Source organism: Mesorhizobium sp. M0618 (assembly GCF_040320765.1).
In the GTDB taxonomy this organism is placed as follows: domain Bacteria; phylum Pseudomonadota; class Alphaproteobacteria; order Rhizobiales; family Rhizobiaceae; genus Mesorhizobium.
In genome coordinates, this window is sequence record NZ_JAMYQH010000005.1 from 191,452 (window position 1) to 207,950 (window position 16,499).

Sequence of the window (16,499 nt, forward strand, 5' to 3'; positions counted from 1 at the left end):
TCCATTTCTGTGAAGTCGTCGCTTATTTTCTACGAAAGTGATCGCGTTGCGACTGTGGGGACAACCGGTCGCGGCGGCGAAGGTTCCCGACAAAATTCCGCTCAGGCGCACCGTGACTGGCGCAATGCTTTTGGCGCAGTGCTCTGAAAAAACGGCTTTCCCTTGAACTCGAATGATGCTTTAAGGCGCACATCCACAGGGGTGCTCCGTACGGTCGGGGCTGAGACGGGGGCGGCAAGCCCACAGACCCTAGAAGCTGATCTGGGTAATACCAGCGGAGCGAGGCGGGCGATGTTTTCAGGCGCACAGATTTCCCTATACCCCATGACCGACGAATTCGTCGGTGTCATTCTTGGCGCGCTCGGTGCGCTCGATCCCTGGCGCGACAAGCTCAGGATCGAGACCGACGACATCTCGACCTTGCTGGTCGGGTCGCCCGAAGTGCTGTTTCCCGCCATGCGCGACCTCTTCGTGGCGGCGGCACGTAGCGGCAAACATTGCGTGTTGTCGGCCACCATCTCGCGCGGGTGCCCTGGCGAGCCGGATGATCCGATCTGCCGCTCCGATGCACTTGGCGGGCCTGTCGGGCCACTCGGCCCGCGCAAGGATGCGGCCATCGCGGCGGTGCGCAATGCTGCTGCCACCGGCCAGCCGGCGGCGGCGCAGTTCTCGCTCTATGTGATGGGCACCGACGACCACATGGACGAGATCTACGGCTGCATCGATTTTCTCAAGCAGTCCGGCGTCTATGAGCGTTCCAAGCATTTCTGCACGAAACTGCGCGGTGATGCCGGTGCGATCTTTTCGGCGCTGGACGAGGCCTTCTGCCGCTTCGGACCAGGCGCCGGCCACGTAACCCTCGACGTCACGGTCTCGGCCAACAGCCCGTCGGCTGTCTGAAGCTGCCGCCGCATCCGCGCGGCCGTCAAAGGTTATCTCCCGTGGTCTCATCATCATTCGCTTCGCGCCCGATCGCGGGCCTTCTTGTCAAGGCAATGCCGGCCATGATCTCGGTCGGTTTGCTCCTAGTGGCGTGGGAGCTTTATGCCACCTATTCCGGCATCAGGCCGACGATGCTGCCGGCGCCGTCGCGCGTTTTCGAGCAAGCGCTGCTCAATCGCCAGGCGCTGGCCGACAACGCCATTCCGACCATCGGCGCCACGCTGCTCGGCTTTGCCTGTTCGCTCAGCGCCGCCTTCGTGCTGTCGATGCTGGTCGACTTCTTCCAGCCGCTGCGGCGTGCGCTGTTTCCCGTCTTCATCGTCAGCCAGACCTTGCCGCTGGTGGCCATCGCGCCGCTGGTGGTGCTGTGGTTCGGCTTCGGGCTGGCGCCCAAGATCATGCTGGTGGCGCTGGTTACCTTCTTTCCGATGCTGGTTGCATTGGTCGAGGGTTATGAGTCGACCGAGGCCGAGATCGGGCAAATGCTGCGCGCCATGGGGGCAGGGCGCTGGCGCATCTTCGTGCTGGCACGGCTGCCTTCGGCGCTGCCCTATTTCTTCGCTGGCTTGAGGATCTCCATCACCTACGCCGTGGTCGGCGCGATCTTCGCCGAATATGCGGGGGCCGCGAAGGGGCTGGGCATCTACATGCTCAACGCCAAGAACAATTTCCGTCCTGACCTGGTTCTTGCCGCCGTCGGAGTGAGCGCTGCCCTGACCCTTGTCCTGTTCGGGTTGACTGTACTGCTGCAGCGCCTTGCGATGCCCTGGGAGCGGGCCGGCAAGGAAACCGCCGGGAAGGGAGCCTGGCGATGAGCCGGCTGGAACTGCGGCACGTGCGCAAGGCGTTCGGTCGGCTCGACGTGCTGGCCGATATTTCGCTTAGCGTCGGCGCTGGTGAATTCGTCTCGATTCTTGGACCCTCGGGCGCCGGCAAATCGACGCTCTTTCAGCTTCTGACCGGCGCCGAGCATGGCGAGGGCGAGATGTTGTTCGACGGCGCGCCGCTCGACGACCACGGCAGGCATTTCGCCTTCATGCCGCAGCGTGACGCGCTGATGCCGTGGCGGCGCATCCTCGACAACGCGACGCTCGGGCTCGAAGTCCAAGGCATGAGGAGACAGGCGGCGCGGGTGCGCGTTGCGCCGTTGTTTGCCGAATTCGGGCTTGCCGGCTTCGAGCGGCATTTTCCAGCGCAACTGTCCGGCGGTATGCGCCAGCGCGCGGCCTTGCTGCGCACGGTGGTGCAGCAACGCGACATGCTTTTGCTCGACGAGCCGTTCGGCGCGCTCGACGCGCTGACCCGCACGGCCATGCAGCGCTGGCTGGAACAGATGTGGCGGCATCATCGCTGGACGGCGCTCCTGATCACCCATGACGTGCGCGAAGCCGTGTTCCTGTCCGACCGCATCTATGTGCTGTCGGCGCGCCCGGCCCGCATCGTGCGTGAAATTAAGGTGCCGCTGCCGCGCCCGCGCAGCCTTGGCGGCGATGCCGCGCGCCAGGCAAGTACGCTCGAGGCCGAGATTCTCGACATCATCGTCAACGCCACCCCATCCAAAGGACACGATCATGACTGACTTGACGCGCCGGCAGGCCTTGTTGCTGACCCTTGCCACAGGCCTTCCGCTCATTGCCGGATCGGGGCGAGCCCAAGCACAATCGGCACAAAAGGTCACCGTTGCCCTCGACTGGACGGTCAACACCAACCACATCGGACTGTTCGTCGCCCGCGACAAGGGCTTCTATCGCGAGGCCGGGCTCGAGGTCGACATCCTGCCTTACAGCGATACCGGTGCGGGCACGCTGGTTGCAAATCGCGTCGCCGATTTCGGCATCAACGGCACCATCAGCCTGTTCACCCAGAGAACCGCCGGAGCGGACCTGAAGGGCGTCTATGCGGTGGTGCAATCGGAAACCGGCCGCGTGGTCTTCAATGCGGCCCGCAGCGAGATAGTAAGCCCGAGAAACCTTGACGGCCTGACCTATGGCGGCTTCGGCAGCGCCTGGGAAAACGCCCTGATATCGACCATCATCCGCCATGATGGCGGCAAGGGCAATTTCGAGACGGTGACGCTCGGCACCTCAGCCTATGAGGCGCTGGCCAATGGTTCGGTCGATTTCACGCTCGAAGTCTCGACCTGGGAGGGTGTCGAAGCCGAGCTCAAGGGCGTCAAACAACGCAGCTTCGTCTATGCCGATTACGGCGTGCCTGACGAGCATACGACACTGATCTCTTCGAGCGAAGCCTATCTCCAGGCAAACCCCAAGCCTGCGGCAGCCTTTGTCCAGGCGACACGGCGCGGCTACCAGTTCGCGGTCGATCACCCCGAAGATGCGGCAGCCCTGCTGATCGCGGCCAACAAGGATGCGTTGACCAATCCGGCGCTGATCCACGCCTCGCTGAAGGCGCTGATCGACGGCCATTATCTGCGCAGCCAAAGCGGCGCCATCGGGACGATGGATTCGGCCAAGATGGAAGCGATCGGCGACTATCTCTTCGCGTCCGGCATCTTGCGCGATGCCGATGGCAAGCTGGTTGCTCAACGCCCGGATTTCGGGAGCTATTTCCGCAACGACTATCTGAGCTAGTCTGCCAAGATCAAATGAAATGGGTCGCCCGTCTTTCTGGACGACCGCGTGGAGCAGGGTCGTCTGGATGTGGCACCCTGGCTCCCTGACAGCCAGTTTAACACCGATCTGATCTTGTTGATTAACTGCCCGGCAATGGTTGCGTGCAAAGGTCGCCTCGAGGGAGAGGCGCTTTCGCACGTCAGTGACGGCAGGATTCTGTCCGCAGCCCGAAAGCGCGAAATCCTGGTGGATTTGCGTGAAGGTTTCTTTCGGATCTGCGCGCTGGCCTTCGCGGGCATGTTCGTCTACCGCGGCGTATATCACCTGATGCTCGACCCGACCCGCATCAATGTGGCGCTGGTGGCAATCTCCGAGATACTGACCTTTACCTGGCTGCTTCTGTCGCGGCGACCGCAGGTACGCGACTGGAACCCGCTGACGGTGGTTGTTCGGTGGTCGCCAGTTTCGGTGTCGGCTTCATCGACCTGGAACCGGGCGTGGCCATCATCCCGGTCTATGCCGCTGCGCCGCTGCAAGTCCTGGCGTTGGGGTTCGTGATCTGGGGGAAGATATCGCTAGGGCGTTCTTTCGCCATTCTGCCGGGCAATCGCGGCGTGATGACCGACGGTGCCTACCGCCTGGTGCGGCACCCGATCTATGCCGGATACCTTGCCGGTCATGTCCTGTTCCTGCTGTCGGCCTTTTCCTTCTACAATCTTGCTGTCTACGCCGCGATCACCTTCTTCCAGGTTCATCGCATCCTGCGCGAAGAGGCGCTGTTAGCCGCCACGCCGGAATACCGGGACTATATGAAGCGCGCCCACTACAGGCTGTTCTACGGGATCGTCTGACAAGCGGGCCGGCGCAGAATCGTTCGGCCTGCAATCACGCTTGCACTCTCTCACTCCCGCATCCGGCCGCCGATAGACTCTGGCCACTTGCAATCATCGCGGCGGTCTTGCTGATCTTGCGAGAGGCCTATCCATGTCCAGCGCGGTGTGCGGCATGGAGCAGAGTAACGTCCGATCGCCAATGCCTTACGAATTCTTCGTGTAAAGAACAATTATTCAAACTTTAATATCATTTTGTTTCAGAAATTTTGTTGATGTACACCACGCCTCAGGTTCAGTATTCTCTCTCTGAAACTGAAATTCACCACCTCGCGTAGTTGATCTTGCAATCGGCCTCTCGCCAATTGCTTTAGCGCAACGACAACAGGAGAGTGTTATGGCTCACACCATCAAGACAGTCGCCAATATGTTGGCGGGTAGTGCGGTAATTTTAGCTCTTTCCCTGCCCGCCAATGCTGCGGGAATCGGCCTTGGCGTTGGTGCCTCGGTGGGTGGTAGCGGCGGCGTCAATGCCGGTGTCGGGGCTTCCGTTGGCGGCAGTGGCGGCATCAGTGCCGGAGTGGGCGCCTCGGTCGGCGGCAGCGGTGGTGTAAATGCCGGTGCCGGTGCCAATGTTGGCGGCTCGAGCGGTGTCAATGCTGGTCTCGGCGCTTCGGTCGGCGGCAGCAACGGCATCAATGCCGGCGCGGGCGCCAACATCGGAGGGTCTGGCGGCATTACGGCCGGCCTTGGCGCCAATGTAGGCGGGACGAGCGGCGTCGGCGTGGGTATTGGTGGCGGCATCAATCCAGGCAATCCGTCGAACCCGAGCAATCCGTCCAATCCGTCAAACCCCAGCAGGCCGAGCCTGCCGGGTGTCGTGGCCCAGATGTCGGATAGCAACGTGGCGCGAATGAAGAAGCGCTGCGTCGACGTGCTCAGCAGCGAAGGCGCCTACGACCGCGATCTACGGCAACTCTGCCTCCTGATCGCTCGTCGCTGATACTGGAGGGGCCGGGGATTGGAAGTGCCGAATCAGCCGTGAGGCTCGACCGCACTCTCCTGGCCTCCGGCCGGTAGGAAAGCCCGCCACGCTGGCGGGCTTTCTGCGTCCACAGGCGTGCCGGAATCAAATTCTGGTTGCCATCATCTGGATGGCCGCTTCTGTTGCCGGCAGACCTCTTCCGCACGCGATGCCCGCCACAATCGCGCGGAACGGTAGAGCCTTTGGAGCGCTCGTCTTTGAACATCGCTATGAGTCTTGGAACCATACCGATCATCATTGCGCTGCTTGGCGGCCTCAGCGGCCTCGGTGGCGGTCCGTTCTACGGCACCGGCTACTATGGCGGCGGCGGCCTTGGGCTCGTGCTGCTCATCGCCATCGTGCTTGTCGTGCTCGGGCGTATCTAGCCGGGTTATCGCAACTGATCGCAATCTCGTGAGCGCCCCCAATATCGGCGTGCACCGGATTGTGATGCAGGCAAGCCGGCTTGTGATCCTGCACTCTGCAAAACTTTCGTATGGTCATTGCGGTCCACACCCCCCCGTGGAAACAAGAGGAGAGGGTCCCACCCCTTGTCCTCCTCCAAGGCCCGCTCCGGTTCACCGTAGCGGGCTTTTGCTTGCTGGCGAGGGGAAACCGGCTCGCATCAAACCCTATGGGCAAGGCATCCAGAAGCTGACGCCAGTCGACTATTCCATGTCAGGTACGTCGCCGCTGACGAAGAGCGTGTTCGGCGGGCCGTATTCGCCCAGCGTCGGATCGGCCTCGCGGCTCCAGGCGATGACGCCGGCATGCTTTGCCGCTAGAGCCCTGGCGGTGCGTATGGCGCGGTCTTCGCTCTGCTGGTCGGCGGGTCCAAAGGCTGGGAACAACTCGCCATCCTCACCGCGATCGAACGCGACCACGACGATCAGCCTGGGATTTTTCTGGCCACTGGAATCGGACATCTTGCACCTTTGTCGCGGAACCTATCACATTGCGCGGGGTTGAAGGCCGCGAATCGATGAATGCCGACTTTGGGGAGTGGCATCGTGCAAGATCAGCGTTTCGATGAGCCGGTCAGGATTGCGCTCGGCCGATCGCGAAACTCGATCTTCAACGTGGAGCGGGTCGCTCAGGCTGCCGACATCCTGCTGAACCGCTGGCCGGTTGCAACCGGGCAAAAGCATATGGTTGCCCGTAAGGTCTGTCTGGCCGTGCTAGAGGGAAAGAAAGAAGTCTCGGCGGCAAGGGCGGCGTTCATCAACGCCGCTATCGAGGCGGACATTCTCGTTGAGCCGCGTGAGGTGTCGATCCCGTAGCCTGCCCGGTGAAATTGAATCAAGGATCGGCTCTATCCTCTTGGTTGATCTCGGTCTTTCACACCGGCTTTTCCGGGCCATGGCAACCGGCCAGTTCGGCGCGCTCTGCGGACAATCCGAAATTCGGGGTTCATTGGGCCTGTTTCCGGCATCTGTTGACACGGCATTTCTATCCAGATATTGAACAGGACTATACAGGTTCACTGAACAGGTACCTATATGAAGCGGCGCGCGGTTCAACTGTCTCCCGGTACGGGCAAACCCGAGCAGATCGCCACCGTTCTCGAACATGAAATCCGCTCCGGTGTTCTCGGCTTCGGCGACCGCCTGCAAAGCGAGAATGAACTTGTCCAGCGCTTCTCCGTCAGTCGCAATACGGTCCGCAAGGGCCTCGAAGAACTGTCCAGCCGCGGGCTGATCACGACCAGGGTTGGTATTGGCTCGTTCGTCACCTTCGACGGCAAGCCGGTCGATGACTCCATCGGTTGGTCGCGCGCGCTGGCCGATGCCGGCGCCAATGCCGAGACGCGGACGCTGCGGCTGGAGGTCATCGAAGACCCCGATCTGGCTGCGCTGCTTGGTATCGAAAGCCCGTTCTTCATTGCCGTTGACCGGGTGCGCACCAACGCCAGCGACGGCCATGCGATCTCCATCGAGCGCAGCCGGCTGCCATTGTCCTCCGAGCTTGAGGACGTACCGTTGCGCGGACTGCGCGAGGGCTCGCTGCACCAGACGCTGCGCGCCGCCGGCCTCATTCCCGACCATGGCGAGGAATGGGTCGAGATCGAGATGCTCAATGCCGAGGATGCGGCCATCCTCGGTTGCCCACAAGGCACGCCCTTCCTGCGCGGCCGCCGGCTGACGCGTGCGGCTGACGATCGGCCGATCGAGTATGTCACCAGCCTGCTCAACCCGGCACATTTTGCGCTGCATATGAGGTTCTGAGCGATGTCGGATGCAACCAGCAAGGCCATCGATCGCGCCATGGGCGCGCTTGTCGGCGGAGCGCTGGGAGATGCGCTCGGCATGCCGACGCAGCTTTTGTCGCCGGTTCGCATTGCCGAACTCCACGGCCATGTCGAGGATTTCATCGAGCCTTTCGCCGATCATCCGGTGTCGAAGGGACTGGCTGCCGGCACCATCACCGACGACACCGAACAGGCGCTGCTGCTCGGCCGCATCCTGGTCGAATCCGGCGACCGTTTCGACCACGCGCGCTGGGTCAATGCGCTGCTCGACTGGGAGCGCGAGGTCAAGGCGCGCGGCAGCTATGATCTCTTGGGGCCGTCGACCAAACGGGCCATCGACGCCATCAACAATGGCGTACCGGCCGAGGAAGCGGGACGCAGCGGCGACACCAATGGCGCGGCCATGCGCATCGGGCCTGTCGGCATCATGATGCCGCTCGAACCATTGGAGGCGTTCGTCGCCAAGGTGGCGGAGACCTGCCGGGCGACGCACAACACCTCGATCGCAATCGCTTCCGCTGCTGCCGTTGCCGCTGCCGTCAGCCGCGGCATCGCCGGCGGTGGCTGGCGCGATGCTTCCGCCAGCGCCGTCGCGGCGGCGAGGCGAGGGGCGACGCTTGGTCATTGGGTCACCGGCGGCGACATCGCCGCGCGTATCGTCTGGGCGCAGGACATCGTGCGCGGCAAGGCGATCAGGGATGCCATTCGGCTGATCACCGATCTGGTGGGTACCGGCGTCGCCAGCCAGGAATCCGTCCCGGCGGCCTTCGCCGTGCTGGAAGTCGCCCGTGGCGACCCATGGCAAGCAGCTATCATCAGCGCCAATATCGGCGGCGACACCGATACGATCGGCGCCATCGCCGCCGGCATGGCCGGCGCCTGCAGCGGTTTTTCCCGATTGCCGCAACAGCATATCGCCCGGCTTGTCGGCCTCGACATGTCAGAGGTTCGCGCGCTTGCCGCCGACCTCGTGGCAGCAAGGGTGGCGAAAATCGGTTCCGGCAAGGATGCGGCGGAATGAGCGGCCGTCTCGTCCATGTCGGCAGTGCCGTGGTCGACTATGTCTACCGCATCGACGCCCTGCCGGCGCCCGGCATGGAAAAGACGGCGTCGAGCTTCGCCCAGGTCGCCGGCGGCGGCTTCAACATGATGGCCGCGGCCAGCCGCACCGGCATGCAGGTGGTGTTCGGCGGCCAACTCGGCAGCGGACCCAATGGCGATTTCCTGCGTGCCGCTTTCGCCGCCGAGGGCATCGCGGCGCTGACGCCGCCATCGCCATTGACGGACAGCGGCAACTGCGTCGCCATGATTTCGAGCGACGCCGAACGCACCTTCGTGTCGTGGCCAGGGGCGGAGAGCGTGCTCAGCCGCGACCTGATGGCGCCGGTCGCGGTGGCGCCGGGAGACTGGGTGTTCACCTCCGGCTACACGCTAAGCTATCCCAAGAGCCGCGATGCGCTCACCGATTGGATCGAGGCACTTCCGGCAGATATTCCCTTCGTCTTCGATCCGACCCCGGTCATCTCGGACATTCCGCGCCCGATCCTGTCGCGGGTGCTTGCCCGCACCACATGGCTGAGCTGCAACAGGACGGAGGCGGTCGAGATTGCTGGCCCGGGCGATGTCGAGGACCTCGCGGCGCGACTTCTGGTCGACCATTGCCCGCAAGCTGCCGGTGTGGTCATCCGTTCCGGGCCAAAGGGGTGCCACGTACGGTTGGCCAATGGGTCAGCGCAGACCATTGCCGGCTTCAAGGTCAACGCCGTCGACACCAATGGCGCCGGCGACACCCATATCGGCGGTTTCGTCAGCGCGCTGGCGCACGGCATCCCGCCCTTCGAGGCAGCGCGCTATGCCAATGCTGCGGCGGCCATTTCGGTTACTCGCCATGGTGGCTCGTCGGCGCCGACGAACCGTGAAATCCAGACATTCCTGAGCCATGCCGCCGACCTATCGGGAGCAGGCCGGACACAGAAGGCCAATGCATAACAGCTGGAAAAGCCTGACAAGCCCGGGAACCGGGCAAACCCACAGAGAGGAACCAACCATGCGCATGCTTGATTTTACTGCTCTGCTGACGGCGACCGCCGTCTTTACCTCCGCACTCGCGTTCGCCGCCAAGGCCGACGAAGTGCATGTGCTCAACTGGAAGGGTTACGGCGCCGACGAACCGTGGGCCGTCGAGGCTTTCGAAAAAGCGACCGGCAACAAGGTCGTCAACGATTTCTTCAATTCCGAACAGGAAATGCTGACCAAGATCCGGACCAATCCCGGCCTCTATGACGTGGTCATGATCAACGCCGCCTTCAACGACCAGGCGATGGCCGGGAAACTGATCCAGCCGATCGACGTTTCCAAGCTGCCGAACTACGCCGACATCAGCAAGGACAAGGCGGGATCGCCAATGCTCGTCCACGACGGCAAGGTCTATGGCGTGCCGTGGGTATGGGGTCTCACCGCACTCGCCATCAACGAAAAGTCCTTCGACAAGCCACCGACGAGCATCGCCGAAATGTGGGATGCCGCCCACAAGGGCCGCGTCGTCATTCGCGACGATGCCGTTGAAGCGGTGCAGTTCGGCGCCATCGCCACTGGCCAGAACATCAACGACATCAAGGATATGGATGCGGTCAAGACGAAGCTGACCTCGCTGATGCCGCAGATCAAGACCTTCTGGAGCTCGGAAAACGACTGGAACCAGATGGTCGCCTCCAACCAGATCGACATCGGCACCTATTGGAGCGGCTCGGCCGACCGCGCCAAGACGCATTTCAAGCTGCCGGTCTCGCTGGTGGTGCCGCAGGAAGGCGCCGTTGCCTGGCTCGACGCGTTTTCCATTCCGGTCGGCGCCAAGAACGTAGCCGGCGCCGAGGCCTTCATCAACTACATGATCGACCCGAAATTCTACGTCGAATGGGTCACCAAGGTCGGTGCTCCCGTCTCCGCCAACACCAAGGCGGTGGAAGCGCTGCCCGAGGATGCCTTCAACCGCAAGGTCATGGGTGATCCCGAAGTGGCCAAGCGCATCCAGTTCCAGGCGCCGATCACCGACGCCCAGCGCGCAGCCTATCTGGCGCTCTGGCAGCAGCTTAAGGTCGACGTGAAGTAAGATCACAGCCAGGCCAGCCGGCGGTTCGCGTCGGCTGGTTCTTCCAATACTGGGAGGAGGGTACCATGGCAGCTGCGACAGCGTCGCGAAGCGGGCTGAGATCGGCATTGCCGCTGCTGGCGCCAGCCTATCTCTGGCTGACGGTGGCGATCTTCCTGCCGCTATCCGCTATGGTCTTCTTCTCGTTCATGACCGAGCTGCCGCTGTCGGGAAAGCCGTGGGCGTTCACGCTTGGCAACTATGCCGCCTTCTTCTCGCAGAGCCTCTATCTGACGCTGCTGCTGGCCTCGCTGCGCCTTGGCCTCGAAGTGACGCTGTGGTGCGTCGTCATCGGCTATCCCGCGGCCTATGTGCTCGCCAAGGTGCTGAAGGGGCGCAGCCGCGAGGCGATCTTCCTGCTCGTCATCCTGCCGTTCTGGTCGAACGGGCTGGTGCGCATCTTCTCCTGGGCGATGGTTTTGCGCGAAGGTGGCATCCTTGACACCGCGCTTAATGCCGTGCTGCCGTTCAAGATCAACATCGACCTGATGTATTCCTATCCGGCCGTCATCATCGGGCTGGTGCATTCCTATGTGCCGTACATGGTGCTGACCTGTTATCTGACGCTGCAGGCGATCGACGACTCGTTGATCGAGGCCGGGCGTTCGCTTGGAGCCTCGCGGCTGCAGGTGCTGAAGCGGGTGATCATCCCGCTGTCGATGCCCGGATTGGTGGCGGGTGCGGCGCTGATCTTCGTGCCGGTCGTCGGTTCGTTCATGGAGCCGCGCATCCTGGGCGGCCGTACCGGCACCTTTTACGGCACGGTCATCGAGGACCAGTTCGTCGCCGTGTTCAACTGGCCGCTCGGTGCGGCGCTCTCCTTCATCCTGCTGGCGGTGGTGCTGGTCATTCTGGCGGTGGCCTCGCCAATGCTGCGGAGGGCCGCGTGATGGCGACGACCCGCATCCTCGAATGGCTCGGCCGGTTCTACATCGGGCTGCTGCTCGCCTTTCTTTATCTGCCGATCATCATCATGGCGCTGATGTCGTTCAATGTCTCGCCCTTCTACCAACTGCCGTTCGAATGGACGACCGAATGGTACGCCTCGCTGTGGCAGAACGACCAGCTGATCGCGGCCACCTGGAACAGCGTCGAGATCGCGGTCATCACCACAGTCATCTGCGTCGTGCTCGGCTCGGCGGCATCATTGGCGCTCTACCGCTATGAGTTTCGTGGCAAGAAATTCCTGCAGGCGCTGCTGTTTCCGCCGATCGCCATACCGTGGCTGATCACCGGCACGGCGATGCTGATCTTTTTCTTCGGCGTTGGCATCGGCCGTGGCCTGCATGCCATCCTGCTCGGCCATGTCGCACTGGCGCTGCCCTATGTCATCGTCGTCGTCTCGGCCCGGCTGCAGACCTTCGCGCCGGAGCTGGAAGAGGCGGCGCGCTCGCTCGGCGCCAACCAGTGGCAGGTGACGAGGCGCGTTACGCTGCCCTGGATCATGCCCGGCGTCATCGCCGGCGGGCTGTTTGCGTTTGCCGTTTCGTTCGATCAGTTCGTGGTGTCCTATTTCCTGGCGACGCCGGGGCAGACGACGCTGCCGGTCGAAATTTATGCCGCGATCCGCAAAGGGTTCACACCCGAAATCAATGCGGTCTCGACAATCATCATTGTCGTGTCGATGGCGCTGATGCTGCTCACGGCGCGCTTCTTCAAATTCGGCGGAGAGAAATAATGGCCGGCGTGCAGGTATCTGATGTCTCGCGCAGCTTTGGCGCACACAAGGCACTGGACAACGTCTCCATCGACTTCGCCGATGGCGGCTTCTACGCGCTGCTCGGGCCGTCGGGCAGCGGTAAGACCACGCTGCTGCGGCAGATCGCCGGGTTCGATTTTCCCGATTCCGGCCGCATCACCATCGGCGGTGAAAGCGTCGAGCGGTTGCCGGTCGAAAAGCGGCGCATCGGCATGGTGTTCCAGAACTATGCGCTGTTTCCCAATATGAGCGTCGCCGACAATGTCGCCTTCGGCCTCTCTGTGCGCGGCGAGGCCAAGGCGATCATCGCGACCGAGGTGCAGCGCGCGCTCGATCTTGTGCAGCTTGGCAAGCTCGGTGGCCGCCGCCCACATCAGCTGTCGGGCGGCCAACGTCAGCGTGTGGCGCTCGCCCGCGCCATCGTCACCAAGCCGCGCGTGCTGCTGCTCGACGAGCCATTGGGCGCGCTCGACAAGGCGTTGCGTGTCGACATGCAGATCGAGCTCAAACGTATCCAGCGCGAGATCGGCATCACCACGATCTTCGTCACGCACGACCAGGAAGAAGCGCTGACGATGAGCGACCGCATCGGCATATTGCGCGACGGCAGGCTGGTGCAGGAGGGGCCGCCGGAGGAGATCTATAACAGGCCGAAGAGCGAGTTCGCCGCCACCTTCCTCGGCGACGCCAACATTTTTCGCGGCGATACGACGGGCGATGGCATCCGGCTGCCGGACGGCACGGCGATTGCCGCTGGCGCGGGTGCCAAGCTTGCCGCCGGCGCCAAGGCGAGCTGCGCCGTGCGCCCCGAACGCATCCGCATCGCCACGGATGCCGGAGCACCGGATGGCACCGCCAACATGCTCAAGGGGCAGGTTTCCAAGCGCATCTTCGCCGGCAACAACAGCACCTATTTCGTCGAGCGTGGCGGCCAGACGTTGAAGGTGATTGTGCAGAACACGGGTGTCGACAGGCTGGCGGAAGGTCAGGAGGTCGTTCTGCGCTGGTCGCCGGAGAGTACGGTGTTGATCGCGGCGGGATAGTCGACGCGGTTCGATAGATGGGGCTGTTGGCGTTCCTTCGCACCCCCCTCTGCCCTGCCGGGCATCTCCCCCGCAAGGGGGGAGATCGGCTGCTTGAGCGCCGATGCTCTTCCCGAAGCGTTGGGAATTTGCGAAGGCGGATATGAGGGCCAATCTCCCCCCTTGCGGGGGAGATGCCCGGCAGGGCAGAGGGGGGTGCTGTCCCGCCACAAGATCGAGTAAGGTCCGGAGCACACCCATGACGTTGGAATTGACCGCCGAGGACCGATCCATGCTCGACGGCGAGCAGGGCCCGTCCGCGGCCGCTGCCATGAAAATCCTGGTCGCCTTTTCCAAGGCGGTCGGCGCGGGCAGCCTCCTCGACATCACTGGCGCCCATATCGACGGCTGTCTCTACCACGGCAAGGCAGGGCTCGATTTCGTCGAGCGGCTGGTCGAAGGCGGTGGCCGCGTCCAGGTGCCGACAACATTGAATGTCGGTTCGTTCGATCTCATCCATCCCGGCATGGTAAAGATGCCGGCGGCGGAAGAGGTGCCGGCGCGGCGGCTGATGAAGGCGCATCTGGAGCTTGGCTGCCAGGCGACATTCACTTGCGCACCCTACCAGACGCGCTTCCGGCCAGCCTTCGGCCAGCAGATCGCCTGGGGCGAATCCAACGCCATCGTCTTTGCCAATTCAGTGATCGGCGCGCGCACCAATCGCTATGGCGATTTCATCGATCTGTGCTGCGCCATGACCGGCCGCGCGCCGGCCTGGGGTCTGCATCTCGGCGAGAACCGGCGCGGCCGGATCCTGTTCGAACTGGATGTTCTGGACGGCGAGCCGAGCGACAGCCTTTTCGTCGGCGTCGGGCTATTCATCGGGCAAGCGAGCGGCGACCGCGTTCCGGTGATTGCCGGTCTGCCGCAGCCGCGCGATGAGGACCAGCTAAAGGCGCTGGGCGCGGCGGCTGCAACGACGGGTGCTGTGGCGCTGTTCCATGCGGTCGGCATCACGCCGGAAGCGATGACGCTCGATGAGGCGTTCCAGGGTCATGCGCCTGACGAGACGATCCGCATCACCCGCGCCGATATCGACCATGCGCTGGCCAGGCTATCGAGCGTACGGGATGGCGCGCCGGTGGCGGCCGTGTCGCTCGGCACGCCGCATTTTTCGTATGAGGAGTGGATGCGACTGTTGCCGTTGCTGCGCGAGGCAGCACCCGGAAGGCGCATCCCGATCTACGTCAACACGGGCCGTGCGACCCTGGCGCGACTGCAGGAGGAGGGCGCGCTGGCGGGGATGGAGGCGTTTGGTCTGGTCCCGGTCGCCGACACCTGCACCTATGTCACATCGATCCTGGAACGCCTCGACGGCGTCGTGATGACCAATTCCGGCAAATGGGCACATTACGCGCCGGGCAATATCGGCGTGTCCGTCGCCTTCGCCGAGATGCGGGATTGCATCCGCTCTGCTGCGGCCGGGCATGTCGTGCGGAGCGCCTCATGACGCGACCAGTGGAACGAACCGGCACCTTCCAGCTGGCCGGCGAGGCCAAGGGCCAGGCGCTGGTATTTTCGCAAGCGCTCAGCTTCTGGGGCGGCATCGATGCCGAGACCGGCGAGATAACAGACCATTCGCATCCCGGTCTCGGCCAGAATGTCGCCGGCAGGATTTTGGTCATGCCGAGCGGGCGCGGCTCATCGTCTTCATCCTCGGTCCTGGCTGAGGCGATCCGCAGAGGCACGGCGCCGGCCGGTATTCTTCTGGAGCGGCCGGACCCGATCCTGGCGGTGGGCGCCATCGTTGCCGAATTTCTTTATGACATCCGTATGCCGCTGGTGGTGTGCGATATTTCGAACCTTGTCTCCGGTGATCAAATTGATATCGGCATCGGCAAAGACGGCGGGCCGATCATCAGAGTTCACCCCGCCATCAATCCGGCAGCACCACGCCGCCAATAGGCAGCCGCCAGCGTTTGATCGCGACCAAGTCCCATAGTGTCGCGCCAATATTCGCGCACGATCTTGGCGGCAGCGGCTTCCGCCGCGAACCAACCGAAGGCCGAACCGTCCTGCGGCCACGCTACCGAGCGGACAGCCTCGGCCAGCAATCTGTCCTCGCCCGCCGCCACGCCATCCCGTGTCAGCCAATGCAATTCGATGCCGGTGGCATTGGCGATCTCCTGCCGTTCACCGTCATTGGCGATCTCGACGAACGCAACGCCTTTTGTCTCGGCCGGCAGCGTCTCCAGCAGCCGCGCCAGCGCCGGCAAGCCGGTTTCGTCGGCGCCCAAGACATACCATTCTGCCTGCCGCACCGGACGGCCGACCGGCCCCATGATGCCAACCTTCATGCCGGGCACTGCCTGCATGGCCCAAGCGGAGCCGACGCTCTCGCCGGGATGGATCAGGAAGTCGACATCGATGATGCCCTTTTCCACGTCGAGCGCGCGGATGGTGTAGACGCGCGCCACCGGGCGCCGGTCGTCGGCGGGCCAGGCCGGGAGGCCATTGCCGCCCAGCACCGGCCAGAGCGGATCGGGGACATCCCTCGTCGGAAACAGCATGCGGATATGCATGCCGCCGAACTTGGCGAAGCGCGAGAGGTTCTCGCCGGCCAGGCGGATGCGGCGCATATGCGGGGTGAGGTCGCGAACATCCGTCACCACCATCTCGCGGAACTGAGCGAGGCTGGTTTCGCCTGAGAGATCGCCGGTCCAGACGATTTCGGGGTTTTCGTCCCTGGCATAGACTTGCACCGCCGTGGCGAGCAGATCCTTGATGCGGGCCAGCCCGTCGCGGTCGGCGGCATTGGCCCGCATCACCAGCCGCTCCATGTCGATGGAGGCTTCGCCAAAGGCGAAGCGGAAATCGATTCGCTGTCCATGATGCGAAGCATCGGCCTCGAAGCTCTGCAGTCTGTCGCTGATGCTGTCCATGTAATCAGGCAGATGTCGCAGGTTGAGCTGTGCCTCACAGGCCAGTTCACGCACCGATGCTTCGTTCATTG

At 63.3% G+C, this 16,499-nt stretch carries 20 protein-coding genes and 1 riboswitch; of the genes, 18 read left to right on the forward strand and 2 right to left on the reverse strand.

Features of this window, described 5'->3' with window-relative positions:
• Positions 1 to 187: 187 nt before the first annotated feature.
• A riboswitch (TPP riboswitch) is annotated at positions 188 to 301 on the forward strand.
• From NKJ04_RS08270 to NKJ04_RS08305, 8 genes are all read left to right on the forward strand, one after another.
• Positions 292 to 900, forward strand: a complete 609-nt coding sequence (locus NKJ04_RS08270; RefSeq protein ID WP_031213866.1) for a YkoF family thiamine/hydroxymethylpyrimidine-binding protein — start codon at positions 292 to 294, stop codon at positions 898 to 900. (Overlaps the previous riboswitch by 10 nt.)
• Before the next feature lie 95 nt (positions 901 to 995).
• Entirely contained in the window at positions 996 to 1,757 is a 762-nt protein-coding gene (locus tag NKJ04_RS08275; RefSeq protein WP_352674336.1) for an ABC transporter permease, read from the forward strand.
• Complete coding sequence (locus tag NKJ04_RS08280) at positions 1,754 to 2,521, forward strand: ABC transporter ATP-binding protein (protein WP_352674281.1); 768 nt, start codon at positions 1,754 to 1,756, stop codon at positions 2,519 to 2,521. The genes NKJ04_RS08275 and NKJ04_RS08280 overlap by 4 nt, the downstream gene beginning before the upstream one ends.
• On the forward strand, positions 2,514 to 3,533 hold the full coding sequence (locus NKJ04_RS08285) for an ABC transporter substrate-binding protein (RefSeq protein ID WP_128304628.1): 1,020 nt from the start codon (positions 2,514 to 2,516) through the stop codon (positions 3,531 to 3,533). The genes NKJ04_RS08280 and NKJ04_RS08285 overlap by 8 nt, the downstream gene beginning before the upstream one ends.
• Positions 3,534 to 3,581: 48 nt before the next feature.
• Entirely contained in the window at positions 3,582 to 4,073 is a 492-nt protein-coding gene (locus NKJ04_RS08290) for a hypothetical protein (protein WP_352674283.1), read from the forward strand.
• Complete coding sequence (locus tag NKJ04_RS08295) at positions 4,013 to 4,366, forward strand: methyltransferase family protein (protein WP_352674284.1); 354 nt, start codon at positions 4,013 to 4,015, stop codon at positions 4,364 to 4,366. Before NKJ04_RS08290 ends, NKJ04_RS08295 begins: the two co-directional genes overlap by 61 nt.
• A 376-nt stretch (positions 4,367 to 4,742) precedes the next feature.
• Positions 4,743 to 5,348 carry a hypothetical protein gene (locus NKJ04_RS08300; RefSeq protein ID WP_031213861.1) on the forward strand — a complete coding sequence of 202 codons (606 nt, stop codon included), beginning with the start codon at positions 4,743 to 4,745 and terminating at the stop codon, positions 5,346 to 5,348.
• Positions 5,349 to 5,599: 251 nt separating this feature from the next.
• Positions 5,600 to 5,755, forward strand: coding sequence for a DUF3309 family protein (locus tag NKJ04_RS08305; RefSeq protein ID WP_023814061.1), 156 nt, complete (start codon positions 5,600 to 5,602; stop codon positions 5,753 to 5,755).
• A 282-nt stretch (positions 5,756 to 6,037) separates the two neighbouring features.
• Here NKJ04_RS08305 and NKJ04_RS08310 read toward each other — a convergent pair whose 3' ends face one another.
• Entirely contained in the window at positions 6,038 to 6,295 is a 258-nt protein-coding gene (locus NKJ04_RS08310; RefSeq protein WP_023814060.1) for a hypothetical protein, read from the reverse strand.
• An 84-nt stretch (positions 6,296 to 6,379) separates the two neighbouring features.
• Here NKJ04_RS08310 and NKJ04_RS08315 point away from each other — a divergent pair, with 84 nt between their 5' ends.
• The 10 genes from NKJ04_RS08315 to NKJ04_RS08360 all read left to right on the forward strand — a co-directional run bounded on the left by NKJ04_RS08315 (position 6,380) and on the right by NKJ04_RS08360 (position 15,451).
• Positions 6,380 to 6,649 (forward strand): DUF982 domain-containing protein, encoded by a 270-nt coding sequence (locus NKJ04_RS08315; RefSeq protein WP_027035091.1) that lies wholly within the window; start codon positions 6,380 to 6,382, stop codon positions 6,647 to 6,649.
• 219 nt (positions 6,650 to 6,868) lie between these two features.
• Positions 6,869 to 7,594, forward strand: a complete 726-nt coding sequence (locus NKJ04_RS08320) for a GntR family transcriptional regulator (RefSeq protein WP_023814058.1) — start codon at positions 6,869 to 6,871, stop codon at positions 7,592 to 7,594.
• A 3-nt stretch (positions 7,595 to 7,597) separates the two neighbouring features.
• Positions 7,598 to 8,638, forward strand: coding sequence for an ADP-ribosylglycohydrolase family protein (locus NKJ04_RS08325; protein ID WP_023814057.1), 1,041 nt, complete (start codon positions 7,598 to 7,600; stop codon positions 8,636 to 8,638).
• Positions 8,635 to 9,606: a PfkB family carbohydrate kinase gene (locus NKJ04_RS08330; RefSeq protein WP_352674286.1), complete on the forward strand. Its 972-nt coding sequence runs from the start codon at positions 8,635 to 8,637 to the stop codon at positions 9,604 to 9,606. Before NKJ04_RS08325 ends, NKJ04_RS08330 begins: the two co-directional genes overlap by 4 nt.
• A gap of 58 nt (positions 9,607 to 9,664) precedes the next feature.
• Entirely contained in the window at positions 9,665 to 10,726 is a 1,062-nt protein-coding gene (locus NKJ04_RS08335; RefSeq protein ID WP_352674288.1) for an ABC transporter substrate-binding protein, read from the forward strand.
• 65 nt (positions 10,727 to 10,791) lie between these two features.
• Complete coding sequence (locus NKJ04_RS08340) at positions 10,792 to 11,655, forward strand: ABC transporter permease (RefSeq protein WP_127297903.1); 864 nt, start codon at positions 10,792 to 10,794, stop codon at positions 11,653 to 11,655.
• A complete protein-coding gene (locus NKJ04_RS08345; RefSeq protein ID WP_352441200.1) occupies positions 11,655 to 12,443 on the forward strand; it encodes an ABC transporter permease in 789 nt (262 codons plus the stop codon). The genes NKJ04_RS08340 and NKJ04_RS08345 overlap by 1 nt, the downstream gene beginning before the upstream one ends.
• Entirely contained in the window at positions 12,443 to 13,507 is a 1,065-nt protein-coding gene (locus tag NKJ04_RS08350; protein ID WP_352674289.1) for an ABC transporter ATP-binding protein, read from the forward strand. Before NKJ04_RS08345 ends, NKJ04_RS08350 begins: the two co-directional genes overlap by 1 nt.
• Positions 13,508 to 13,745: 238 nt before the next feature.
• Entirely contained in the window at positions 13,746 to 14,996 is a 1,251-nt protein-coding gene (locus NKJ04_RS08355) for an aconitase X (RefSeq protein WP_352674291.1), read from the forward strand.
• Positions 14,993 to 15,451, forward strand: a complete 459-nt coding sequence (locus tag NKJ04_RS08360) for an aconitase X swivel domain-containing protein (RefSeq protein WP_031213854.1) — start codon at positions 14,993 to 14,995, stop codon at positions 15,449 to 15,451. The genes NKJ04_RS08355 and NKJ04_RS08360 overlap by 4 nt, the downstream gene beginning before the upstream one ends.
• Here the strand turns inward: NKJ04_RS08360 and NKJ04_RS08365 are convergent.
• Positions 15,412 to 16,497 carry an SIP domain-containing protein gene (locus tag NKJ04_RS08365; RefSeq protein ID WP_352674293.1) on the reverse strand — a complete coding sequence of 362 codons (1,086 nt, stop codon included), beginning with the start codon at positions 16,495 to 16,497 and terminating at the stop codon, positions 15,412 to 15,414. The two genes, NKJ04_RS08360 and NKJ04_RS08365, sit on opposite strands and share 40 nt — an antisense overlap.
• Positions 16,498 to 16,499: the final 2 nt, after the last annotated feature.

Excerpts from the sequence above, each read along its gene's own strand:
- NKJ04_RS08345 (WP_352441200.1), top strand. The coding sequence starts at position 11,655 with ATGGCGACGACCCGCATCCTCGAATGGCTCGGCCGGTTCTACATCGGG.
- NKJ04_RS08340 (WP_127297903.1), top strand. The coding sequence starts at position 10,792 with ATGGCAGCTGCGACAGCGTCGCGAAGCGGGCTGAGATCGGCATTGCCG.
- NKJ04_RS08300 (WP_031213861.1), top strand. The coding sequence starts at position 4,743 with ATGGCTCACACCATCAAGACAGTCGCCAATATGTTGGCGGGTAGTGCG.
- NKJ04_RS08280 (WP_352674281.1), top strand. The coding sequence starts at position 1,754 with ATGAGCCGGCTGGAACTGCGGCACGTGCGCAAGGCGTTCGGTCGGCTC.
- NKJ04_RS08365 (WP_352674293.1), bottom strand. The coding sequence starts at position 16,497 with ATGAACGAAGCATCGGTGCGTGAACTGGCCTGTGAGGCACAGCTCAAC.
- NKJ04_RS08335 (WP_352674288.1), top strand. The coding sequence starts at position 9,665 with ATGCGCATGCTTGATTTTACTGCTCTGCTGACGGCGACCGCCGTCTTT.
- NKJ04_RS08350 (WP_352674289.1), top strand. The coding sequence starts at position 12,443 with ATGGCCGGCGTGCAGGTATCTGATGTCTCGCGCAGCTTTGGCGCACAC.
- NKJ04_RS08285 (WP_128304628.1), top strand. The coding sequence starts at position 2,514 with ATGACTGACTTGACGCGCCGGCAGGCCTTGTTGCTGACCCTTGCCACA.
- NKJ04_RS08330 (WP_352674286.1), top strand. The coding sequence starts at position 8,635 with ATGAGCGGCCGTCTCGTCCATGTCGGCAGTGCCGTGGTCGACTATGTC.
- NKJ04_RS08275 (WP_352674336.1), top strand. The coding sequence starts at position 996 with ATGCCGGCCATGATCTCGGTCGGTTTGCTCCTAGTGGCGTGGGAGCTT.
- NKJ04_RS08270 (WP_031213866.1), top strand. The coding sequence starts at position 292 with ATGTTTTCAGGCGCACAGATTTCCCTATACCCCATGACCGACGAATTC.
- NKJ04_RS08320 (WP_023814058.1), top strand. The coding sequence starts at position 6,869 with ATGAAGCGGCGCGCGGTTCAACTGTCTCCCGGTACGGGCAAACCCGAG.
- NKJ04_RS08325 (WP_023814057.1), top strand. The coding sequence starts at position 7,598 with ATGTCGGATGCAACCAGCAAGGCCATCGATCGCGCCATGGGCGCGCTT.
- NKJ04_RS08360 (WP_031213854.1), top strand. The coding sequence starts at position 14,993 with ATGACGCGACCAGTGGAACGAACCGGCACCTTCCAGCTGGCCGGCGAG.
- NKJ04_RS08305 (WP_023814061.1), top strand. The coding sequence starts at position 5,600 with ATGAGTCTTGGAACCATACCGATCATCATTGCGCTGCTTGGCGGCCTC.
- NKJ04_RS08310 (WP_023814060.1), bottom strand. The coding sequence starts at position 6,295 with ATGTCCGATTCCAGTGGCCAGAAAAATCCCAGGCTGATCGTCGTGGTC.
- NKJ04_RS08355 (WP_352674291.1), top strand. The coding sequence starts at position 13,746 with ATGACGTTGGAATTGACCGCCGAGGACCGATCCATGCTCGACGGCGAG.